This is a genomic window from Proteus mirabilis HI4320, from assembly GCF_000069965.1.
Lineage (GTDB): Bacteria > Pseudomonadota > Gammaproteobacteria > Enterobacterales > Enterobacteriaceae > Proteus > Proteus mirabilis.
On record NC_010554.1, the window covers coordinates 3,319,595 to 3,341,055 of the forward strand.

Here is a 21,461-nt window from a genome sequence, read left to right on the forward strand (position 1 = left end):
ATAAACAAACAGTGCGTAGTATAAAGGTAACGCCTCTTGGAAAATAGGCTATTACACATTCAATAGATATGGATATCATTTATGAAAACAGATAATTATCAGATTGGTATTGAAATTAATATCAATCATATCAATGCCGTTTTAGTATTTCAGCAGAATAAGCAATGGAAGATCAATGCATTTTGGCAATTCCCTTTACCTCTTAATGATAATATAGATGATATAAATTTAAGAACTATCTTAAAACGATGGCAACAATCTCTACCGCCAATCAACCGTGTTGCACTGGCATTACCCGATACAGTGGCAAGTTATCATACCATTGCTTTATCTAACCTGATTTCCCTGACACCAGCAGCCTATTATCGATTAGCACAACTCCGAGCCACATCTCATCAACAAGTCACCAAACAAGCGGTACAATTCGATTATCGGCAACATAACCAACATCTCGCCATCCATTTACATAACAAGACACTGATAGAGACTTATATTGCCTTATTCGCCAAAATAAACTTAACCATCACTGCGATTGATATTCCAGCTTGTGCGTTGCGTTATGTTGCCACACATCTCAACATATCGCCTCACAGCATATTAATTTTTTGTCAAAATAATCAAATGCTTTGGGTTTGTGCAGATAAAGAGATGCCCCATTACGGTACTCTTTCTTATCAAGACCACCAAGAGCAAGAAAAACAATTACAGCAATTACTCATCAAGCATCATTGGCCACAGGAGCAATGTTATTTCTCAGGTGACAATGCAGAATACTTTCGCCAACAAATGCCTATTTGGCCAACCCAAAAAGAGCGGCTATTTATGTCTATACCGCCCAAAAAGACGCTACCTCTAATTGCCATTGGTTTAGCTTTGCGTCCTTGGGAGACAGCATGTATCAAATAAATTTTCTTCCTTGGCGTCAAGCCTTATATCGACATCAAGCACAACGGTGGCTTTATTGGAGCATGATACTCGTTGTTATTACATTCAGTGCTTGCGGTTACTACGCTTATTATTTAGTACAACAAGTAAAAACACTCTCACTTTTACAATCACAATATCAAAAACGTGAGTACTCACTACAAAAGCAATATCACAATGACCAACATGAACAGAAAGTCACCCGCTTATATCAACAGCGTTATTGGCATTATTATCAACATTGGCTTCACTATTTAAGTTACCTCGCTTTCTTTCAAGCACTAGAAACACTGCTCCCTACGGAAGGTTATATCGCGCAGTTTTCTGAAAATGATGCAACATTTTCGCTTCAGGTGCGGCTTCCTTGTGAGCAGGCACTTACTTTTATATCTAAAGTTAACCAACACCCCAACCTAACATCATTAACACTCTCCTCTTTTCAACAGAGCAAACAAGATCCCCGTTACAGCGAAATAAGGTTTTCTGGTAAGTGGCAGAGTTGGCAATATCAAGTATCTCAACATAGGCATAGCGAACAAGATGTCGATAACAATGAAAATAAAGACTAATTGGGTAATTTATTTCGTCCTTTTACCTTTTTGGCAAAAGGCACTCTTAAGTTTAGCCCCTTCTATAATAGTGAGTTTGTTATGTTATTTATTCAGCTTTTCGGGCTATCAGCAGGACATAACCGCGCAACAACAGCTTATTAGCCAACACCAAACGCAGATACAACAACTGCAGTCGATATTGCATTCGTCTCCTGCTATAGCCTTATTAAAAGCGTTACAACATGACTATAAACTTCCACCACAAACAGGCTCAGCCTATCAGCGTTTACAACAGATAATCGATAACCATCACTTGATACCTCATAGTTGGCAACATAGTGTCGATAATAGTTTTAAGCTACGTTTTTCACTCTCTTACTCACAATTACTAACGTTATTAGCGCATCTACATCAAGCAGGTTGCGCTCTTTCTGCACTGCTCATTTCGCCTATCCCCCCTGATTTACTCTCAGTTGAATTGAATTTAGTCGACATAACGACACCAAATGTTCTAGCGCCTTTGAAGTCAGAGTGAAATATTATGAAAAGCGTCTTTTTTTATTTGCTGTTACTACTATCTATTTTGTGCTTTGCTGGTTTTGCTCAATCCAGAGATCCTTTTTATCCAGAACAACCTATTGATAGTAATAACACTCACCATTTCATTGATAAAACAGATAATAGTGAAACTCTTCAACACCAAAACAGCACATTACACCATCGTATCTACCCACTACAGTATGCTGATGTAACCACCGTGGCACAGCAGTTAACGAACTATGGAATTTCATTACTCAGTGATCATGGACGAATAGCCATAGATAAAGATTCAAATAGCTTATCCATTATTGATACAGAAAAAGCACATACTGAAATTTCTGATTGGTTAAAAATTAAAGAAACACCACAGCAACAGGTGCATATTACCGCACATATCATCAGTAGCAGTCAGGATGCGTTAAATGAGTTAGGAACGCAGTGGGGATTACTCAATATGAAATCGGCAAATTTAGAAGGTACATCAAACAATACTACAACACCCCATAACATAGCATCAGCACCGCTCACAGCACCTTCTCTTGCCGCATTGGCACTGCATCAAAAAACAAAAAACCCCTTACATTACATAGCCTTTAATATCGCCAGAATTAATAGTCGCCTTTTAGAATTAGAACTAAGCGCCTTAGAACAAGAGAAACAACTCGCCATCATTGCCAGTCCTCGATTAACGGCTGCACATGAAAAAACGGCATCTATCAAGCAAGGAACCGAAATTCCCTATGTCAGCAGAGATAACGACACCATCCGAGTTGAATTTAAAGAGGCTGTTTTGGGGATGGAGGTAACGCCGATCATTCAAAGAAGCAATAAAATTAGATTGCTATTAAAAATTAGTCAAAACACACCAGGTATTGCCTTAGTACAAGGAGGTAGTGAACACCTTTCAATAGATAAACAAGAAATAATGACAGAAGTTACTATTCATGATGGTGAGACTCTGATGTTAGGAGGAATATTTCAACAAAAGCAGCAACAGCATGCAGCAAAAATTCCTTTTTTATCTTCACTGCCATTACTAGGGATACTTTTTAGCCATAAGCGTGACCAACATAGTCGTCATGAATTGGTTATTTTTATTACACCCAAATTAATCTAATTTTCTTCGTGTGATTTATTTTTTTATTATAATACAAACAATTACCTTATTTCTGCCAAGATAAAACTGTAAGTTATTCATTGTTTTTTCTTATAATCTCTATTTATAGATTTGACGCTGAGGACGATTTAGCTTACAAGGGTTAGCTAATTGAGTGGGCCTGAAACATCACAACGATAATACGGATACATTTTATGCACTTCCTCTTTCTTGGAGGTAGGGCTTTTTATATGTAATATTGATCAACTGATGACAGAAAAGACAAAGTGATCAGATGCGGTTTTCCGGCTAAATTGTGTTAGAATCTCCGCATTGCCAACAAAGATAATATAATTTTTATAGGTCATATCTTGTTATGTACTGTAGGCAAAGGGATTTTTATCCTGTGTTGTCGCTTGCGACAACACGTGGTTATTTAATAGCGTTCTACTGAAAAAACTCAGTTTTAATATGAGAGTAGATACACACGTTATCAGGCGTGAATGAAATAAACACTCATAAATTTCAGTTTAGGTCCCGTCGCTGAATGAATTTGGCGGGGCGGGTTATCATTAACGAATATCTTAGTAATACCAAAAACATGGCAGAGAAACGTAATATCTTTCTGGTTGGGCCTATGGGTGCCGGCAAAAGCACTATTGGTCGTCAGTTAGCTCAACAACTTAGTATGGAATTTTATGATTCCGATCAGGAAATTGAGCGACGTACAGGTGCAGATGTAGGTTGGGTATTTGATGTAGAAGGCGAAGAAGGCTTCCGTCAACGTGAAGAAAAAATAATCAACGAACTTACTGAAAAGCAAGGCATTGTACTGGCAACAGGTGGTGGTTCGGTGAAATCAAGAGAAACCCGTAACCGACTATCAGCACGCGGTGTTGTTGTTTATTTAGAAACCAACATTGAAAAACAACTTGCTCGTACTCAGCGAGATAAAAAACGTCCTTTATTGCAAGGTGTTGAACCCGTACGTGATGTACTGGAAACCCTCGCAGAAGAACGTAATCCTCTTTACGAAGAGATTGCTGATATCACCATTCATACTGATGATCAGAGTGCAAAAATCGTTGCAAATCAAATTATTGAATTATTAGAGAAAAACTAATAAATTCTTTAGATGAGATGAAAGTAAAGACTACTTGAAGAAGGCCGTTGCTATGGAAAAAATCACTGTGACTTTAGGTGAAAGAAGCTATCCCATTACCATTGCTTCTGGCCTTTTTCACCAGCCTGAAACCTTTTTACCTTTAAAAAAAGGGCAACAAGTGATGATTGTCACAAATGTGACACTTGCGCCGCTCTATCTAGACAAGGTAACAAACACCTTAGAACAACAAGGTGTTTTGGTTGATAGCGTGATTTTACCTGATGGGGAACAGTATAAATCCCTAACGGTAATGAATGATGTCTTTACTGCATTATTAGAAAAAAATCACAATCGAGATACAACACTGCTCGCACTAGGGGGTGGTGTTATTGGTGACTTAACAGGCTTTGCGGCTGCAAGTTATCAACGTGGTGTACGTTTTATTCAAGTTCCTACCACGTTATTATCACAGGTCGATTCTTCTGTCGGTGGAAAAACAGCAGTTAACCATCCACTGGGTAAGAATATGATTGGTGCTTTCTATCAACCGGCATCTGTTGTTATCGATCTCGATTGTCTTGCAACGCTTCCTCCTCGTGAGTTGTCATCAGGCTTAGCGGAGGTGATTAAATATGGCATTATTTTAGATAAAGACTTCTTTATCTGGCTTGAAAACAATATTGATAAACTGATAGCGCTTGAACCTAAAGCCATGGCTTACTGTATTCGCCGTTGCTGTGAACTTAAGGCACAAGTAGTCGCAGCAGACGAAAAAGAGACGAGTGGTCTACGAGCTTTACTTAATTTAGGTCATACTTATGGTCACGCAATTGAAGCACATATGGGATATGGTGTGTGGCTACATGGTGAAGCTGTCGCTGCGGGTATGGTTATGGCGGCTAAAACCGCACAAGATTTGGGTCAATTTACTCAAGCAGAAACTCAGCGAGTGATCCAATTACTTAAAAAAGCAAATCTTCCCGTCAATGGCCCTGATGAGATGCAACCTGAAGACTATTTACCTCATATGATGCGAGATAAAAAAGTTTCCGCGGGTAAATTGCACCTTGTATTACCAAAAGGTATCGGTCAATCAGAACTACGTGCGGATATCTCTCGCGAACAAGTGTATAAAGCGATAACATCATGCATTAATGCAAATTAAGCATACCATCACCTAACGAGAGATAAACTGGAAAGTCTATTTAAGGAAAATTCTGGTTAATAATCTCAAATGTGACGTTTCAGAAAAAGCGTTTCATCCTTATACTAGAGGTAATGGCTAACTTTCGCTTTTTGACGCTCTGACGGAGGGCATAATGGACGAGTTCAAACCTGAAAATGAAATTAAGAGTGGCGATAACTCACTCAAACCTGATACTTCGGATAGACCCGAACGTCGCACTAATCGACCTCGTAATAACCCATTAAAAAATGCTCGTTTCTCTGTATCCCGTCAACAGATGATGATAGGTGTTGGGGTACTGGTTCTCATTCTTTTAATTATTGCGATAAGCTCTGCGCTGAAATCACCAGACAGTGATAAAGAAACAACGGCCTCAACAACAGGAACAGAAAAGAATATTGAACTGTCTCAGCCTTCAGTAACATCAACAAACAATCAAACATCCACACCTCAGGAGCTGACGGGTCAACAAATACAGCAGCCTACAACGCAGCCATCTCAAAATCTCCCCCCAATGATTGACTCTCAAGGTCAACGTGTTGAGATCCCAGGAGATATTGTTGATTCACTCAATCAACAACAAGCAGGTGTTAACCAAGCTGTTAATCAACAACAGCAAAATACACAAAACCAACCGACAACGCCACAAACTCCGGTGACCAAACCACAACCGGCACCAACACAAAAACCAGAGGTCAAACCTACACCAACCAAGCCGGTAACACCTCCTGCAACCACACAGACTAAGCCTGTGGCAAAACCAACCACAAAACCCGTTGCATCAGGAGCCTTATCAGCAAATAACCTAGCAGCCATTCCTGCAACAAATTATACTTTGCAGCTAAGTGGTGCGAGTCGCCAAGATACGTTAGAAGCTTTCGCTAAAAAAAATCTTAATGGAAACTACGCTATTTATAAAACCCAGCGTAATGGTAATCCTTGGTATGTACTCATCTATGGTAACTATCGTAATATAAGCGAAGCAAAACAGGCCGTGGCTTCATTACCGGCGGCTGTGCAAGCTAAAAAACCTTGGGTTAGACCTATGAAACATGTTCATCAGGATCTAAAAAAATAAGTTAACGATGTTCACCGCTGATATGCTGTCTGAAACAGAGTACAATCGGCGACTCTGAAACGATTGAGAAATTTGGACGGCATGAAAAAAAAACGCGCATTCCTAAAATGGGCTGGTGGTAAATACCCTTTGGTAGATGACATTAAGCGTCATCTACCTCAAGGTAACTGTTTAATTGAACCTTTTATGGGTGCTGGCTCTGTATTTTTAAATACAGAATATGATTCATATATTCTTGCCGATATAAATAGCGATCTCATCCATCTCTATAATACGGTAAAACTGTATCCTGAAAAATTTATGAAGGATGCTCAACTATTATTCACTCCCCAGATGAATAATGCAGAAGAGTTTTATCAACTACGACAAGACTTTAATCAATCAACAGATCCATACCAACGCAGTGTGCTTTTTCTCTACTTAAACCGTCATTGCTACAATGGATTATGCCGTTACAACTCCAAAGGTGAATATAATGTTCCTTTTGGTCGCTACAAAAAACCTTATTTTCCAGAAGACGAATTGATTTGGTTTTCAGAAAAAGCGCAAAAAGCCTTATTTGTCTGCCAAAGCTATTCATCAACCATGACAAATGCCACCAAAGGTTCTGTTGTATACTGTGATCCACCTTATGCACCGTTATCACCGACGGCAAATTTTACCTCATACCATACAAATAGCTTTAGTTTCCAAGAACAACAGCATCTAGCTCAACTTGCCTCAATGTTGGCTTACGAGAGACAGATACCCGTGTTAATATCAAATCATGAAACTGCGTTAACAAAAGAGTGGTATGTAGACGCGAAAGAGCTACATAGTGTGAAAGTCAGAAGAACAATTAGTAGCAACACACTAGGTCGTAGCAAAGTGAACGAATTACTAGCCTTATATAAATAATCGTTAACACTTCCCGACAATGGGAGTGTTGTCAGGAGAACGCGATGAAAGATTTTCTGATTGCCCCTTCTATTTTATCTGCAGATTTCGCCCGCCTTGGTGAAGATACGGAGAAAGTGCTCGCTGCAGGTGCTGATGTGGTTCATTTTGATGTAATGGATAATCACTATGTCCCTAACTTAACGTTCGGTGCACCAATTTGTAAAGCGCTACGCAACTACGGGATCACAGCACCTATTGATGTCCACTTAATGGTAAAACCGGTTGATCGTATTATTCCTGATTTTGCACAAGCAGGAGCAACCTATATTTCATTTCATGCCGAAGCCAGTGAGCATGTTGATCGCACTATTCAATTAATCAAAGATTGTGGCTGTAAAGCAGGTTTAGTCCTTAATCCTGCCACGCCTCTCAATTATCTCGATTATGTAATGGATAAATTAGATCTTATTCTTCTGATGTCAGTAAACCCTGGCTTCGGTGGTCAATCATTTATACCAAAGACACTCGATAAATTACGTCAAGTTCGCAAGATGATTGATGATGGTGGCTATGACATTCGTTTAGAAATTGATGGCGGTGTCAAAGTTGATAATATTGCCGAAATTGCTCAAGCAGGTGCGGATATGTTTGTTGCTGGCTCTGCTATTTTCAATCAGCCAGATTATAAACAGGTTATCGACAATATGCGCCGAGAATTAGATAAGGTATCGAAATGACAGAAAAAAAACTCAAAGGTATTCGTGCTATCGCTTTTGATCTTGATGGCACACTAACTGACAGCGCTGTTGGGCTAACAGAAGCCACAAACTATGCACTAAAAGCAAAAGGCTTCCCAACAGTGGATAAACACCATGTCACCATTTGGGTTGGTAATGGTGTTGATATGCTATTAAAGCGCGCCCTGCACCATTGTGGTGTTAAAGATGTCACCGATACTTTATTAAAAGAGGTACGTGATCTCTTTGATGAGTGCTATGCAAACTCTGTCAAAACAGGAAGCAATCTATTTCCACACGTTAAAGAGACACTAGAAAAACTTGCTTCGTATTCTCTCTCTTTAGGCATAGTGACGAATAAACCTACTCCTTTTATCCAACCACTGTTAAAGCAATTAGGTATAGACAACGACTTCTCATTGGTGCTTGGTGGTGATGATGTAAAACAAAAAAAACCCCATCCAGCGCCATTATATTTAACAATGGGCACGTTTGGTGTTAAAAAAGAAGAGCTTCTTTTTGTCGGAGATTCCCGTAACGATATTATCGCCGCTCAAGCAGCACAGTGCCCTTGTGTGGGGTTAACTTATGGTTATAACTACGGTGAACCCATTGCAGATAGCAAACCCGATTTTATACTCGACGATTTTGCTGATTTGCTCTCTATCCTTGATATTACGTCAATGACAACAGTGGAACAGAACTAACATGACGACTTCAGTAGAAAAAAAGGCTCAAAAGCCTATTGTATTCAGTGGTGCACAACCTTCTGGTGAGTTAACTATCGGGAACTATATGGGAGCACTACGTCAGTGGGTACAAATGCAAGATGACTACGATTGCATTTACTGTATCGTTGACCAACATGCCATCACTGTACGCCAAGATCCTACCGAACTGCGAAAAAGAACCTTAGATACACTGGCTCTTTATCTCGCTTGTGGCATTGATCCTGAAAAAAGCACAATTTTTGTACAATCTCATGTTCCACAACATGCACAATTAGGCTGGGCGCTAAACTGCTACACCTACTTTGGTGAATTAAGCCGTATGACCCAATTTAAAGATAAATCAGCTCGTCATGCTGAAAATATCAATGCAGGATTATTTGATTATCCGGTCTTAATGGCAGCCGATATCCTCCTTTATCAAACCAACCAAGTACCCGTTGGTATTGACCAAAAACAACATCTTGAATTAAGCCGTGATATCGCCCAACGCTTTAATGCCATCTATGGGGACATTTTCACCGTACCCGATCCTTTTATTCCAAAAGGTGGCGCACGCGTGATGGCATTACAAGATCCCGCTAAGAAAATGTCTAAATCTGATGATAACCGCAATAATGTTATCGCTTTACTTGAAGATCCCAAAGCGGCGGCGAAAAAAATAAAACGTGCTGTTACAGACTCAGAAGAGCCACCTCGCGTTGCGTATGATCTAGAAAACAAAGCTGGTGTTTCTAACTTATTAGATATTTTAGCGGGTGTAACAGGTAAAACTATCCCTGAACTCGAAGCTGAATTTGAAGGCAAAATGTACGGTCATCTAAAAGGCGCGGTTGCTGAGGCTGTATCAGATATGCTGACAAATATTCAAGAACGCTTTAACACCTTCCGTAATGATGAAGCACTATTAAATAAAATCATGAAAGAAGGTGCCGATAAGGCAAAAGCGCGCGCTCAAACAACCTTAGATAAGGTTTATGAGGCTATTGGGTTTATTGCTCACCCATAATCGTTATTACAGGCCAGTTGACATCCTCCACGCCCTAAAGGACGTGGAGCCCTACTGCGTTCAGACTGATGTCTGAATCACCTCGGCGGGTTCCTGCTTCGACGGGCGGTCTGACTGCACCCTCCCTCCACTGGCAAGCACGGCATGTCCTGCCGCTAAAATGTTACGTGCCCCGTTGATATCAGCATTCGCTGTATATCCACATTCAAGGCACTCGAATTGACTTTGTGACGGGCGGTTTTCCTTTGCTGTATGACCACAGCAAGCGCACTTCTGACTGGTGTAGGCTGGTGGTATTGCCAGTACCTGACCTCCTCGCCAGAGCTGCTTGTACTCAAGCTGACGGCGCATTTCATACCAGCCCTGCTCCAGTATTGAGCGGTTTAAACCAGATTTAGCTTTTACGTTCCGTCCAGGCCGTTCTGTCGTACCTTTTGCCGATTTAGACATGTTACTGACCTTTAAGTCCTCAATGACAATCATTGCGTGGTTTTTGCTGATTTCGCTGGTGACTTTGTGAAGGTAGTCTTTCCTTATATTGGCAATATGAGAATGCAGACGTTGAATTTTGCGCTTTTGTTTTTGCCAGTTGGCACTGAATTTGATTTTACGGCTTAATTTCCGTTGAAGCCTTGCCAGCTTTCGCTGGTTGACTTTAAAACTGCTGACGGGCGGGTATACCGTACCGTCTGAAAGCGTGGCAAGTTTTGTAACCCCTGCATCAAGCCCGACTATTGAGGTTGATTCATGTTGTGGTTCTGTCGCTTCATGCTCAGTCTGAATGCTGACGTACCATTTACCGCATGACTGACTGACCGTGACGTTTCTCACTTCTCCGACGACTTCACGACTGTTGCGGTAGCGCATCCATCCCAACTTTGGCAATGATATACGACTATTGGATTGATCGAGCTTCACGCCCTGCGGGTAGCGAAAAGCATCATTTTTACCGCGTTTCTTGAATCGAGGAAAAGCGGTACGCTTCTGGAAAAAATTCTTGTAAGCCCGTTCCAAATCTTTAAGTGACTGTTGTAACGGTTGTGATGGGGCTTCCTTCAACCATTGTGTCTCTGTGTCAGATTTCCACTCAATGAGCCATGAAGCCATTTTTGTATAGGGAATGTATTTATTCCCTGCTTCGTGCTCCTCATTCTGACGTGCTAATGCCCGATTGAAAACAAAACGACAAGCCCCTGCAAAGCGTCTCATCTCACGCTCTTGCTGACCATTAGGTCTTAACTGGAATTTAAAGGCTTGTAGACGTTTCATATTATCTATTATACTTTGGTCTATGAAAAATGAAACTAATATTCGCCGTGGCAGACATTGTGTATTCCTGATGCACGTCCATTTGGTCTTTGTCACAAAATACCGGCGAAAAATATTTGATCAGGATGCAATTGAAAAATTGCGAGGCTACTTTGCCAGTGTTTGTGCTGATTTTGATGTTGAACTGGTTGAAATGGATGGGGAACGGGATCACGTTCATTTACTGATTAATTACCCGCCAAAACTGGCGATATCTAATCTGGTTAACAGCCTTAAAGGGGTATCGAGTCGATTACTTCGACGTGATCGTCCTGATATTGCACAACGTGATTACTACAAGGGGGTTCTTTGGTCGCCGAGTTATTTCGCGGGGAGTTGTGGTGGCGCACCAATATCCATTATCCGCCAGTACATTGAGCAACAGGAAACACCGAGTTAGTTAAAAAACCACACCTTATATCCCCGACCTGAAGGACGGGGTTTTACGGTGCTTTGGATAACTGCTGGCCTATTTTCTGACTATTTCTTAAATAGCCTTCTATCAAAACTTTCAATAGTTTGTTTTTGCAATCTTAACTGCATGGTTTTACACCAACTAGCGGATAGTCCTGCCGCTGTTAATAAGCGACGATACGACTCCTCATCAAATGGCATATGAAAAGCAATAGCAATTGCTTCTTTGACCGAGATATCGCTATTTCTTGAGCGTAGAACCAAAGGATGATGACAGCCTACTTCGCCGGGACTTATCACGCGATATAACCAGCCACAAAAACCGCTATCTTGCATCAGTTGTGAAAAATCGCTGATATCAGTCACCGTGTTTAACTTATAACAAGGTGAACGAGGCTGGGTCACTTGAATTAAAGCGTCACCCCATTGATATATATCACCAATAAAAACATTCTCTTCTGTCAGACCGGTAGTCGAAATATTTTCACCAAACGCAGGAGCATTAAATAAGTCAGCCAGTTGAGGAAATTGCTCAGACCAGTAATGATAATGTTCTTGAGGATAATGGCACAAAGCGCGATCAGGCCCACCATGAAACCCTTTTTCTGCTTGCTCATCACCTGCTAAGCCCAGTGATGTTAGTTTAATATGCCCATCCACCAGCCTTTTGGTGATCGCACTGGTAAATCCATTTGCAGTCGTCGTGATATTGCCAATAAAAACACTGGGGAAATAGCGCATAACTCATTGCCTCAATGAAAAAAAGTCCTTTTATAATAAAGAGAGCAGGCTAAATAAACAATGCCGACAATAATTGTCGGCATTGATAAATAGAGAGAAAAGAGAATGATAGCGATATTATGCTTTGCTCTGATAGCGTTTTTGCGCCTCATCCCAGTTAACTACAGACCAGAATGCTTTGATATAATCAGGACGACGGTTTTGATATTTCAAGTAATACGCATGTTCCCATACATCTAAGCCAATAATTGGATAGCCAGATGCACCTGCTAACTCTTCACCCATTAATGGGCTATCTTGGTTTGCGGTAGAAACAACAGCTAATTTTCCATCATCTTTTAATACTAACCATGCCCAACCTGAACCAAAACGGCTAGCAGCGGCTTTTTCAAACAACTCTTTAAATGCATCAACACTACCAAAATCACGTTCAATGGCATCTTTTAATGAACCATGTAATTGAGTGCCTAGCTTTAATCCTTTCCAGAAGAAAGTATGGTTAGAATGACCACCCGCATTGTTACGTACAAAGGTACGTTGATCAGCAGGTACTTTATGTAAATTTTTAACGAGTTCATCAATTTCTAAACCCGCTAATTCAGGCAGTTTTTCTAACGCAGTATTGGTATTGTTCACATAAGTTTGATGATGCTTAGTATGGTGAATTTCCATTGTGCGCTCATCAAAATGAGGTTCTAGCGCATCATAAGCATAAGGGAGTGCAGGTAATGTATAGCTCATATTAATCTCCAGTGCTGTTTTATATTCGATCACGCCATGTGATTTATCTCTTTATTATAGTGAAAAAAATGTTAATGAAAATCATTATCATATCCATATTATTTTTGTGGTTTTTTTATCCAACCCAGTGACATCAATTTTCACAGTATTTTATTTTAAATAAAAAGCTTATTATTGGTTTAATATTTCATAAAATACCCAAAAGGTAGATAAATTATACATAACAACCTTTAGCACTAATTGATCACGCCATGAAAAGCATTTCCATTATTTCGTGATCTTATGCGCAAAAAAGAAACAATGTCTCTTTACCCTCTTTTGTTAACGACTTTTTGACATAGTATTAACAACAGTAAGGAGAACAATTATGACAAAAATAAACCAACATCACATTCCTGCAAACATTGCAGAGCACGCCCTGATTAATAAAGAGCAATACCAAAAAGATTATGCATTATCCATCGAAAACCCTGAGGCCTTTTGGGCAGATAAAGGGAAAATTGTTGATTGGATAACCCCCTATACTATTGTGAAAAATACCTCCTTTGATCCAGGCCATGTCCGTATTCGCTGGTTTGAAGATGGGCAACTTAACATTAGCCAAAACTGTCTTGATCGCCATTTAGAAAAACGCGCGGATCAAGTTGCTATTATTTGGGAAGGTGATTCCCCTAATGAATCGAAAAGCATTACCTATCGCCAACTTCATCAAGATGTTTGTCAATTCGCCAATGTATTAAAAAAACTGGGTATCAAAAAAGGCGATGTGGTGGCTATTTATATGCCAATGGTTCCTGAAGCGGCTGTTGCGATGTTGGCTTGTACTCGTATTGGGGCTATTCATTCTGTTATTTTTGGTGGTTTCTCACCAGAAGCAGTGGCAGGGCGCATTATTGACTCTAAAGCAAAATTAGTGATCACTGCAGATGAAGGCTTACGTGCTGGTAGAGCAATCCCCTTAAAGAAAAATGTTGATGATGCCCTCACTCATGTGGATATCCCGCCTATTGAACATGTTGTGGTCTTACGTCGAACAGGGCAAACAGAACAATGGATTGAAGGACGCGATTTATGGTGGGATGAAATTGTTCAAGGCGTCAGTACAGAATGTGATGTGGAAGTCATGAACGCAGAAGATCCACTCTTTATTCTCTACACATCAGGCTCTACGGGGAAACCCAAAGGCGTATTGCACACCACTGGCGGTTATCTTGTTTATGCCTCAATGACCTTTAAATACACCTTTGACTATCATGATGGTGAGATTTATTGGTGTACAGCGGATGTCGGTTGGGTAACTGGCCATAGCTACTTGTTATATGGCCCGCTATCAAATGGTGCCACAACAGTGATGTTTGAGGGCGTCCCCAATTACCCCTCCGTCAATCGTATGGCCCAGATTGTTGATAAACACCAAGTTAATATTCTCTATACCGCACCTACTGCGATCCGCGCATTAATGGCGGAAGGAGACAAAGCCATTGAAGGTACACAACGAACCTCTTTACGCATTTTAGGCTCAGTAGGAGAGCCTATTAACCCAGAAGCTTGGGAATGGTTTTATCAAAAAATGGGACGTAGCCAATGCCCTATTGTTGATACATGGTGGCAAACAGAAACAGGAGGCTTCATGATAACCCCATTGCCAGGAGCAATGGATCTAAAACCAGGCTCAGCGACTCGTCCATTCTTTGGTGTACAACCTGCGATTGTTGACAATATGGGGGAAATACAAGACGGTGCTTGTGAAGGTAATTTGGTGATCGTAGATTCATGGCCGGGCCAAGCAAGAACATTATTTGGCGATCATGACCGTTTTGAACAGACTTACTTTTCAACCTTTAAAGGCATGTACTTTTCAGGTGATGGTGCCCGCCGTGATGAGGACGGTGATTATTGGATAACAGGCCGTGTTGATGATGTTTTAAATATCTCTGGTCACCGTTTAGGTACTGCTGAAATTGAATCAGCACTTGTCGCCCATCCTAAAATTGCAGAAGCGGCTGTTGTTGGTATTCCCCATAATATAAAAGGACAAGCTATTTATGCTTATGTCACGCTAAATCATGGTGAAGAGCCTACGGCAGAGCTTTATACAGAAGTGCGCAATTGGGTACGTAAAGAGATAGGCCCAATAGCAACACCTGATATCCTTCATTGGACAGATGCCTTACCTAAAACACGCTCTGGGAAAATTATGCGTCGTATCTTGCGTAAAATTGCCTCTGGCGACACAACTAACCTTGGAGATACCTCAACACTCGCCGATCCAGGCGTTGTAGAAAAACTGTTAGAAGAAAAACAGTCTCTATCACTGACCATTTAAAGTGCTAGTGCTCAAATAATACAGCAGTCAATAAAACCAGAATACTACTATGCAAAGGCATTTTATGCCTTTGCAGGGCTCTCTTACCACAAATTCATGACATGCGGGGATAAACACCTCTAAATCATGTAATAAACCAAATAATTATTTTGAGGAGAACTCTGATGAATCCCAATATTTATCAAGAGATAGAAAATAACCCTCGCTTTAAAGAACTGGTTAAAAAACGTAGTCGTTTCTCATGGGGACTTTCGATTATTACACTTGTTATGTATGTCTCATTTATATTGCTGATTGCTTTTTATCCACAATGGTTAGGTACACCGCTCTATGAAGGCAGTTACATTACACGAGGTATTCCTATCGGTATTGGCTTAATTATCGCCTCTTTTCTACTAACAGGGATTTACGTTATTAGAGCAAATACAGAGTTTGACAAATTAACGGCAGAAATTCTTGGTGAGGTAGAAAAATGAAAAATAAACACTACGCCATATCACTATTAACGTTATTATCCCCCAATGTATTAGCCGCAGCGATAACCGAAGGGGGTGAAAAACAGCCAATTAACTTCCAAGCCATTATCATGTTTCTGATCTTTGTTGGCTTAACACTGTATATTACTTACTGGGCCTCTAAACGAACACGATCACGGTCTGATTATTACACTGCGGGTGGCAAAATTACCGGATTTCAAAATGGTATGGCTATCGCTGGTGATTTTATGTCTGCCGCCTCCTTTTTAGGAATTTCAGCGTTAGTATACACTTCTGGCTATGATGGACTTATCTACTCTATTGGCTTTTTAATCGGCTGGCCAATCATTCTATTTATTATCGCTGAACGTTTGCGTAATTTAGGACGCTATACTTTTGCTGATGTTGTCTCTTACCGTTTAAGTCCAAAGCCCATTAGAACACTTTCTGCAATAGGTTCATTAGTTGTTGTTGCCCTCTATCTTATTGCTCAAATGGTAGGGGCAGGTAAATTAATCGAGCTACTTTTTGGCTTAAACTACCATATTGCGGTGATCTTAGTCGGTATTTTAATGGTTCTTTATGTCCTTTTTGGCGGCATGTTAGCCACCACTTGGGTACAAATAATCAAAGCCATTTTATTACTCGCCGGTGCAACTTTTATGGCGGTCATGGTAATGAAAGCGGCAGACTTTAACTTCAATACTTTGTTTAAAGAAGCTGTTAACGTCCATCAAAAAGGCTTTTCTATCATGAGTCCAGGAGGATTAGTTTCTGATCCTATCTCTGCATTATCCTTAGGTCTTGCCTTAATGTTTGGTACCGCAGGACTTCCCCACATTATCATGCGCTTTTTTACCGTTAGCGATGCAAAAGAGGCTCGTAAAAGTGTTTTCTATGCGACAGGTTTTATCGGTTATTTCTATATTCTTACTTTTATTATTGGTTTCGGGGCTATCTTACTCGTTAGCCCTAATCCTCTGTTCAAAGATGCCGCTGGTGCTTTAATTGGTGGCACCAATATGGCCGCTGTTCATTTAGCGGATGCTGTTGGTGGTAATTTCTTCCTTGGTTTTATTTCTGCAGTCGCTTTTGCCACTATTTTAGCCGTTGTTGCAGGATTAACTTTAGCAGGTGCATCTGCCGTTTCTCATGATTTATACGCCAATGTAATTAAAAATGGCCAAGCAGATGAGCGACAAGAGCTAAAAGTTTCGAAAATAACGGTTGTTATTCTCGGCATTGTCGCCATTGGTTTAGGTATTTTATTTGAGAAACAGAATATTGCCTTTATGGTCGGTTTAGCTTTCTCTATCGCTGCAAGTTGTAATTTCCCTATTATCTTACTCTCTATGTATTGGAAGGGATTAACAACACGTGGGGCTGTAATTGGTGGCTGGTCTGGCTTAATTGTTGCCGTTACCTTAATGATCTTAGGTCCCACGATCTGGGTGAGTATTCTTGGTCATGATACACCTATTTATCCTTACGAGTACCCTGCTCTTTTCTCTATGATCATTGCCTTTATCGTTTCATGGTTATTCTCCATTACCGATAATTCTTCTCTGGCAACTCAAGAGCGTATGAAATTTGAAGCTCAGTTTATTCGCTCACAAATAGGTATTGGTGCAGAGCAAGGTAAACCTCATTAAACATCTGTAAAATAGTTTTTTATTCTTAAAGTGCCAACAATGTTGGCACTTTTTTTTACTCTTTACTTAATTAAATTAATATCGGTTTAAAAATACATATCTATACGATATTTTAAATTACTATTGACTAATGTGGTTTAATTTTAAGTCTATTGGAAAATTTCAAGCAAGATCAATTAATTAAAATTATTATAACAATAATTAAAAGTGTAAATATAACTATAAGTAACAGTATAATAAGTCAATAAAAGATAAGATAAGTACTGAAATATCAATTTCAGACTCGTTTTAGCTAAACAAGACTTGTATTATGAAATGCTAAATGGTTAACTTTTTATTCTATATGGAAAAAGGTGATAATGATAAAAGCATGTCTCAAGTAATAAACTTTTCTCTTTTATTTATTTTATCTATAGTACCTGCACTATTAGCGGGTTCAACCCTGCATATTGAACAAAAGTTCTCTATGGTGATTATCGGTTGGCTCCTGATGTTGCTCTGCGCAGGTATCTATCGGTTTACTATAGGAAAAGTGATTACTTTTATTGTTGCAGCTTTATGGTCTTTAAACCTCTCCATCTCACTGTTTTTTTATCGTGAACATGATATTCCCTTTTCATCATCAATAGCAGAAACTTTCATTAATACTAATGGAAGTGAAACTGTTGGTATGCTCTCTTATAATAAATATTATGTACTCTTTTATATTGTTATATTTACCAGTTTTTTCTATTTAATACATATTAGCGCCCGTTATTTAAATAACAAAACTAATAAAAGATGTTTAATTGCTATTTTTATATTAATAATTCTTATTTCTCTATACAAAAACTTAGCAATAAGATCAGAGAGTAAAACCCAATTACTTGCTGAGTATTATCTACTTAATACCCCTTTTTACAATGCAGCAGCTTTAGTGCGGACTTTCCACGAAAATAGACAAATCAAAAAGATCACATCAGAAAAAGTTAATTTTAACTATGATAAAGTGGATCAAAAAACAGAAATTTATATTCTTTTGATTGGTGAATCAGTACGACGTGATCATTTAGGAATTTATGGGTATCCGTACGATACTACCCCTAATTTAGAGAAAGAAAAAAATAATATTTTATTATTTAAGCAAGCTTATTCTCCTGCGCCTGTGACCATATTATCAGTACCCATATCCCTTTCTAATATCAACCTAACAGAGTTATATGATAAGAAACACTACGCTGATAATATCATTTCTCTTGCCAATCATGCTGGCTTCAAAACATATTGGTTAAGTAACCAAGGTAAAGGAAATCCAAAAACGAGTGTGATTTCTGTTATTGCCAATATGGCCCAACATAAAAAATGGAATGAATTTATTGGCTATGATGAAGAATTATTGCCATTTTTAGATAATGCGCTTAATGATAACTCATCAAATAAAAAGCTCATTGTCCTACATACTTATGGTAGTCATGAGCCAGCATGTAATCGTTTTCCTAGCACTTACCTTAAAACCTTTTCCCAACAAGAAGATGATAACTGCTACGATAGCTCTATCGCTTATACTGACAAACTTATCAGCCAAATTATTGAAAAAATACAAGATAAACCCGCATCTATACTCTATTTTTCAGATCACGCATTACAACGATTAGATAAAAATAGAGAAGTACGTTATCACCATGGCGTGAACAGTCCTCGCCAAGAAGCTTATAATATACCGCTCTTTATTTGGTATAGCGCATCTGCAACGCGACCAAATATCAATGAAGAAAATTTGAATAAACCTTTTTCTACCGCAGATAATTATTGGCTATTAAGCCAATGGCTAGGTATTGAACATAACTCAGCGAAAAAATGTTACTCACCTTTAAGCGAATGCTATCAAACAAAAACGTCAATGATGGTCATCGATGGTAATAAGAAGTTATTAAACTACGCACTATTAGAATCAGAAGAGCAAGCGCCTCATTGACATCCTCCACGCCCTAAAGGACGTGGAGCCCTACTGCGTTCAGACTGATGTCTGAATCACCTCGGCGGGTTCCTGCTTCGACGGGCGGCCTGACTGCACCCTCCCTCCACAGGCAAGCACGGCATGTCCTGCCGCTAAAATGTTACGTGCCGCATTGATATCAGCATTCGCTGTATATCCACATTCAAGGCACTCGAATTGACTTTGTGACTGGCGGTTTTCCTTTGCTGTATGTCCACAGCAAGCGCACTTCTGACTGGTGTAGGCAGGGGGGTATTGCCAGTACCTGACCACCTCGCCATAGCTGCTTGTACTCAAGCTGACGGCGCATTTCATACCAGCCCTGCTCCAGTATTGAGCGGTTTAAACCAGAACGACTGTTGCGGTAGCGCATCCATCCCAACTTTGGCAATGATATACGACTATTGGATTGATCGAGCTTCACGCCCTGCGGGTAGCGAAAAGCGTCATTTTTACCGCGTTTCTTGAATCGAGGAAAAGCGGTACGCTTCTGGAAAAAATTCTTGTAAGCCCGTTCCAAATCTTTAAGTGATTGTTGTAACGGTTGTGATGGGGCTTCCTTCAACCATTGTGTCTCTGTGTCAGATTTCCACTCAATGAGCCATGAAGCCATTTTTGTATAGGGAATGTATTTATTCCCTGCTTCGTGCTCCTCATTCTGACGTGCTAATGCCCGATTGAAAACAAAACGACAAGCCCCTGCAAAGCGTCTCATCTCACGCTCTTGCTGACCATTGGGTCTTAACTGGAATTTAAAAGCTTGTAGACGTTTCATATTATCTATTATTTCATGGTCCATGAAAAATGAAACTAATATTCGCCGTGGCAGACATTGTGTATTCCTGATGCACGTCCATTTGGTCTTTGTCACAAAATACAGGCGAAAAATATTTGATCAGGAAGCAATTGAAAAATGGCGAGGCTACTTTGCCAGTGTTTGTGCTGATTTTGATGTTGAACTGGTTGAAATGGATGGGGAACGGGATCACGTTCATTTACTGATTAATTACCCGCCAAAACTGGCGATATCTAATCTGGTTAACAGCCTTAAAGGGGTATCGAGTCGATTACTTCGACGTGATCGCCCTGATATTGCCCAACGTGATTACTACAAGGGGGTTCTTTGGTCGCCGAGTTATTTCGCGGGGAGTTGTGGTGGCGCACCAATATCCATTATCCACCAGTACATTGAGCAACAGGAAACACCTAGTTAGTTAAAAAACCGCGCCTTATATCCCCTATCCCCGACCTGAAGGACGGGGTTTTACGGTGCTTTGGATAAAGAGGCGCGTGACTTAATTTAACAATCTTCAATAATCACATAAATCGCATTTAAAGAGCCATGAACACCAACAACTTTAATTAATTCAATATCTGATGTGCAACTAGGACCACTAATAATATTAATACAAGAAGGCATTCTTATATTTTTTAATGCCATTTGATGTAATCTTTCTGCTAACTGAGCAACTCGAGGTAAAATCGTACTGCGTTTTAGTACAAAAATCGTGGTTTCAGGGATCAATCCAACACTTCTTCCTTTGTCAGCCCCAGAAAATAAAACAACACCGCCAGATTCTGCAAGTCCATATTCAGCAAATACAATTCCGACTTTTGCCTCTTTTACCCGTTCAATATTTTTTTTACCCTCAGTATGATCCCAAATATTGGCATGACAGTGTTCTGATAAATAATCAATCACCCCACTTTCCTGTAATCGTGGATCACCCGTTAATATCACTGGTAAACCATACTGTTCACAAAGAGTCTCTAAATGCTTAGGTAAAGATGACAATGTTGTCGTTTCATAAGTACTTCCTGCTAACTGAGCTGTATTGAGAAAATATTGATAAAGTTCATCATCAGAAAGCTCCGTTAATCGTTGTTCTGGATATAAATTTACTGGTTCAGGTAAAGCTTCAGGTTGCGTTTTTAACGACCTACCTAATTGAGAAGCAAGATTTGATAAAAAGCGTTCTTTATTGTTATCCATCT

21 protein-coding genes and 1 pseudogene are annotated in these 21,461 nt (G+C 39.8%); 17 read left to right on the forward strand and 5 right to left on the reverse strand.

Features of this window, described 5'->3' with window-relative positions; translation table 11 throughout:
* Positions 1-81: 81 nt before the first annotated feature.
* From PMI_RS14950 to trpS, 11 genes are all read left to right on the forward strand, one after another.
* Positions 82-906, forward strand: a complete 825-nt coding sequence (locus tag PMI_RS14950; protein ID WP_012368593.1) for a hypothetical protein — start codon at positions 82-84, stop codon at positions 904-906.
* Positions 894-1,493, forward strand: a complete 600-nt coding sequence (locus PMI_RS14955) for a PilN domain-containing protein (RefSeq protein WP_012368594.1) — start codon at positions 894-896, stop codon at positions 1,491-1,493. Before PMI_RS14950 ends, PMI_RS14955 begins: the two co-directional genes overlap by 13 nt.
* Positions 1,477-2,010 carry a hypothetical protein gene (locus PMI_RS14960; RefSeq protein ID WP_012368595.1) on the forward strand — a complete coding sequence of 178 codons (534 nt, stop codon included), beginning with the start codon at positions 1,477-1,479 and terminating at the stop codon, positions 2,008-2,010. The genes PMI_RS14955 and PMI_RS14960 overlap by 17 nt, the downstream gene beginning before the upstream one ends.
* A 6-nt stretch (positions 2,011-2,016) precedes the next feature.
* Positions 2,017-3,132, forward strand: a complete 1,116-nt coding sequence (locus tag PMI_RS14965; RefSeq protein ID WP_004246639.1) for a secretin GspD/PilQ domain-containing protein — start codon at positions 2,017-2,019, stop codon at positions 3,130-3,132.
* Between the two features lie 580 nt (positions 3,133-3,712).
* A complete protein-coding gene (gene aroK / locus PMI_RS14970) occupies positions 3,713-4,234 on the forward strand; it encodes a shikimate kinase AroK (RefSeq protein WP_012368596.1) in 522 nt (173 codons plus the stop codon).
* A gap of 52 nt (positions 4,235-4,286) precedes the next feature.
* A complete protein-coding gene (gene aroB / locus PMI_RS14975; protein ID WP_004249857.1) occupies positions 4,287-5,381 on the forward strand; it encodes a 3-dehydroquinate synthase in 1,095 nt (364 codons plus the stop codon).
* 154 nt (positions 5,382-5,535) lie between these two features.
* Positions 5,536-6,480, forward strand: a complete 945-nt coding sequence (locus PMI_RS14980; protein ID WP_012368597.1) for an SPOR domain-containing protein — start codon at positions 5,536-5,538, stop codon at positions 6,478-6,480.
* Between the two features lie 81 nt (positions 6,481-6,561).
* Entirely contained in the window at positions 6,562-7,377 is an 816-nt protein-coding gene (dam, locus tag PMI_RS14985; RefSeq protein WP_004249858.1) for an adenine-specific DNA-methyltransferase, read from the forward strand.
* A gap of 44 nt (positions 7,378-7,421) precedes the next feature.
* On the forward strand, positions 7,422-8,096 hold the full coding sequence (gene rpe, locus PMI_RS14990; RefSeq protein WP_004246629.1) for a ribulose-phosphate 3-epimerase: 675 nt from the start codon (positions 7,422-7,424) through the stop codon (positions 8,094-8,096).
* Complete coding sequence (locus PMI_RS14995; protein WP_004249859.1) at positions 8,093-8,803, forward strand: phosphoglycolate phosphatase; 711 nt, start codon at positions 8,093-8,095, stop codon at positions 8,801-8,803. The genes rpe and PMI_RS14995 overlap by 4 nt, the downstream gene beginning before the upstream one ends.
* Position 8,804: 1 nt before the next feature.
* A complete protein-coding gene (gene trpS / locus PMI_RS15000; protein ID WP_004246627.1) occupies positions 8,805-9,833 on the forward strand; it encodes a tryptophan--tRNA ligase in 1,029 nt (342 codons plus the stop codon).
* Positions 9,834-9,893: 60 nt separating this feature from the next.
* Here trpS and PMI_RS15005 read toward each other — a convergent pair whose 3' ends face one another.
* Positions 9,894-11,102 carry an RNA-guided endonuclease InsQ/TnpB family protein gene (locus PMI_RS15005; protein ID WP_012368598.1) on the reverse strand — a complete coding sequence of 403 codons (1,209 nt, stop codon included), beginning with the start codon at positions 11,100-11,102 and terminating at the stop codon, positions 9,894-9,896.
* A gap of 22 nt (positions 11,103-11,124) precedes the next feature.
* Here PMI_RS15005 and tnpA (PMI_RS15010) point away from each other — a divergent pair, with 22 nt between their 5' ends.
* Positions 11,125-11,541, forward strand: coding sequence for an IS200/IS605 family transposase (gene tnpA / locus PMI_RS15010; RefSeq protein ID WP_012368599.1), 417 nt, complete (start codon positions 11,125-11,127; stop codon positions 11,539-11,541).
* An 80-nt stretch (positions 11,542-11,621) separates the two neighbouring features.
* On the opposite strand, the gene yiiM is transcribed toward tnpA (PMI_RS15010), so the two are convergent.
* Both yiiM and sodA read right to left on the reverse strand, forming a co-directional pair.
* Positions 11,622-12,296, reverse strand: coding sequence for a 6-hydroxyaminopurine reductase (yiiM, locus tag PMI_RS15015; protein ID WP_012368600.1), 675 nt, complete (start codon positions 12,294-12,296; stop codon positions 11,622-11,624).
* A 117-nt stretch (positions 12,297-12,413) separates the two neighbouring features.
* The gene (gene sodA / locus PMI_RS15020) at positions 12,414-13,037 is read right to left on the reverse strand and encodes a superoxide dismutase [Mn] (protein WP_004249861.1); all 624 of its coding nucleotides are present in this window, start codon (positions 13,035-13,037) and stop codon (positions 12,414-12,416) included.
* 367 nt (positions 13,038-13,404) lie between these two features.
* Here sodA and acs point away from each other — a divergent pair, with 367 nt between their 5' ends.
* The 4 genes from acs to PMI_RS15040 all read left to right on the forward strand — a co-directional run bounded on the left by acs (position 13,405) and on the right by PMI_RS15040 (position 19,445).
* On the forward strand, positions 13,405-15,363 hold the full coding sequence (acs, locus tag PMI_RS15025; RefSeq protein ID WP_004249862.1) for an acetate--CoA ligase: 1,959 nt from the start codon (positions 13,405-13,407) through the stop codon (positions 15,361-15,363).
* Between the two features lie 164 nt (positions 15,364-15,527).
* A complete protein-coding gene (locus tag PMI_RS15030) occupies positions 15,528-15,839 on the forward strand; it encodes a DUF485 domain-containing protein (RefSeq protein ID WP_004246621.1) in 312 nt (103 codons plus the stop codon).
* On the forward strand, positions 15,836-17,491 hold the full coding sequence (locus PMI_RS15035; RefSeq protein ID WP_004246620.1) for a cation acetate symporter: 1,656 nt from the start codon (positions 15,836-15,838) through the stop codon (positions 17,489-17,491). Before PMI_RS15030 ends, PMI_RS15035 begins: the two co-directional genes overlap by 4 nt.
* A 322-nt stretch (positions 17,492-17,813) precedes the next feature.
* Positions 17,814-19,445, forward strand: coding sequence for a phosphoethanolamine transferase (locus tag PMI_RS15040; protein WP_012368601.1), 1,632 nt, complete (start codon positions 17,814-17,816; stop codon positions 19,443-19,445).
* 39 nt (positions 19,446-19,484) lie between these two features.
* On the opposite strand, the pseudogene PMI_RS15045 reads toward PMI_RS15040, so the two are convergent.
* Positions 19,485-20,241: pseudogene (locus tag PMI_RS15045) on the reverse strand (RNA-guided endonuclease InsQ/TnpB family protein).
* Positions 20,242-20,263: 22 nt separating this feature from the next.
* Here PMI_RS15045 and tnpA (PMI_RS15050) point away from each other — a divergent pair.
* Positions 20,264-20,680: an IS200/IS605 family transposase gene (tnpA, locus tag PMI_RS15050; protein WP_012368602.1), complete on the forward strand. Its 417-nt coding sequence runs from the start codon at positions 20,264-20,266 to the stop codon at positions 20,678-20,680.
* Between the two features lie 86 nt (positions 20,681-20,766).
* Here tnpA (PMI_RS15050) and PMI_RS15055 read toward each other — a convergent pair whose 3' ends face one another.
* Positions 20,767-21,459 carry a LutC/YkgG family protein gene (locus tag PMI_RS15055; RefSeq protein ID WP_012368603.1) on the reverse strand — a complete coding sequence of 231 codons (693 nt, stop codon included), beginning with the start codon at positions 21,457-21,459 and terminating at the stop codon, positions 20,767-20,769.
* Positions 21,460-21,461: the final 2 nt, after the last annotated feature.

Coding starts and splice junctions, on each gene's coding strand:
- trpS (WP_004246627.1), top strand. CDS start 8,805: ATGACGACTTCAGTAGAAAAAAAGGCTCAAAAGCCTATTGTATTCAGT.
- dam (WP_004249858.1), top strand. CDS start 6,562: ATGAAAAAAAAACGCGCATTCCTAAAATGGGCTGGTGGTAAATACCCT.
- yiiM (WP_012368600.1), bottom strand. CDS start 12,296: ATGCGCTATTTCCCCAGTGTTTTTATTGGCAATATCACGACGACTGCA.
- aroK (WP_012368596.1), top strand. CDS start 3,713: ATGGCAGAGAAACGTAATATCTTTCTGGTTGGGCCTATGGGTGCCGGC.
- PMI_RS15030 (WP_004246621.1), top strand. CDS start 15,528: ATGAATCCCAATATTTATCAAGAGATAGAAAATAACCCTCGCTTTAAA.
- acs (WP_004249862.1), top strand. CDS start 13,405: ATGACAAAAATAAACCAACATCACATTCCTGCAAACATTGCAGAGCAC.
- tnpA (WP_012368602.1), top strand. CDS start 20,264: ATGAAAAATGAAACTAATATTCGCCGTGGCAGACATTGTGTATTCCTG.
- PMI_RS14960 (WP_012368595.1), top strand. CDS start 1,477: ATGAAAATAAAGACTAATTGGGTAATTTATTTCGTCCTTTTACCTTTT.
- PMI_RS15055 (WP_012368603.1), bottom strand. CDS start 21,459: ATGGATAACAATAAAGAACGCTTTTTATCAAATCTTGCTTCTCAATTA.
- PMI_RS14965 (WP_004246639.1), top strand. CDS start 2,017: ATGAAAAGCGTCTTTTTTTATTTGCTGTTACTACTATCTATTTTGTGC.
- rpe (WP_004246629.1), top strand. CDS start 7,422: ATGAAAGATTTTCTGATTGCCCCTTCTATTTTATCTGCAGATTTCGCC.
- PMI_RS14995 (WP_004249859.1), top strand. CDS start 8,093: ATGACAGAAAAAAAACTCAAAGGTATTCGTGCTATCGCTTTTGATCTT.
- tnpA (WP_012368599.1), top strand. CDS start 11,125: ATGAAAAATGAAACTAATATTCGCCGTGGCAGACATTGTGTATTCCTG.
- PMI_RS14950 (WP_012368593.1), top strand. CDS start 82: ATGAAAACAGATAATTATCAGATTGGTATTGAAATTAATATCAATCAT.
- PMI_RS15005 (WP_012368598.1), bottom strand. CDS start 11,102: ATGAAACGTCTACAAGCCTTTAAATTCCAGTTAAGACCTAATGGTCAG.
- PMI_RS15040 (WP_012368601.1), top strand. CDS start 17,814: ATGGTTAACTTTTTATTCTATATGGAAAAAGGTGATAATGATAAAAGC.
- PMI_RS14980 (WP_012368597.1), top strand. CDS start 5,536: ATGGACGAGTTCAAACCTGAAAATGAAATTAAGAGTGGCGATAACTCA.
- aroB (WP_004249857.1), top strand. CDS start 4,287: ATGGAAAAAATCACTGTGACTTTAGGTGAAAGAAGCTATCCCATTACC.
- PMI_RS15035 (WP_004246620.1), top strand. CDS start 15,836: ATGAAAAATAAACACTACGCCATATCACTATTAACGTTATTATCCCCC.
- PMI_RS14955 (WP_012368594.1), top strand. CDS start 894: ATGTATCAAATAAATTTTCTTCCTTGGCGTCAAGCCTTATATCGACAT.
- sodA (WP_004249861.1), bottom strand. CDS start 13,037: ATGAGCTATACATTACCTGCACTCCCTTATGCTTATGATGCGCTAGAA.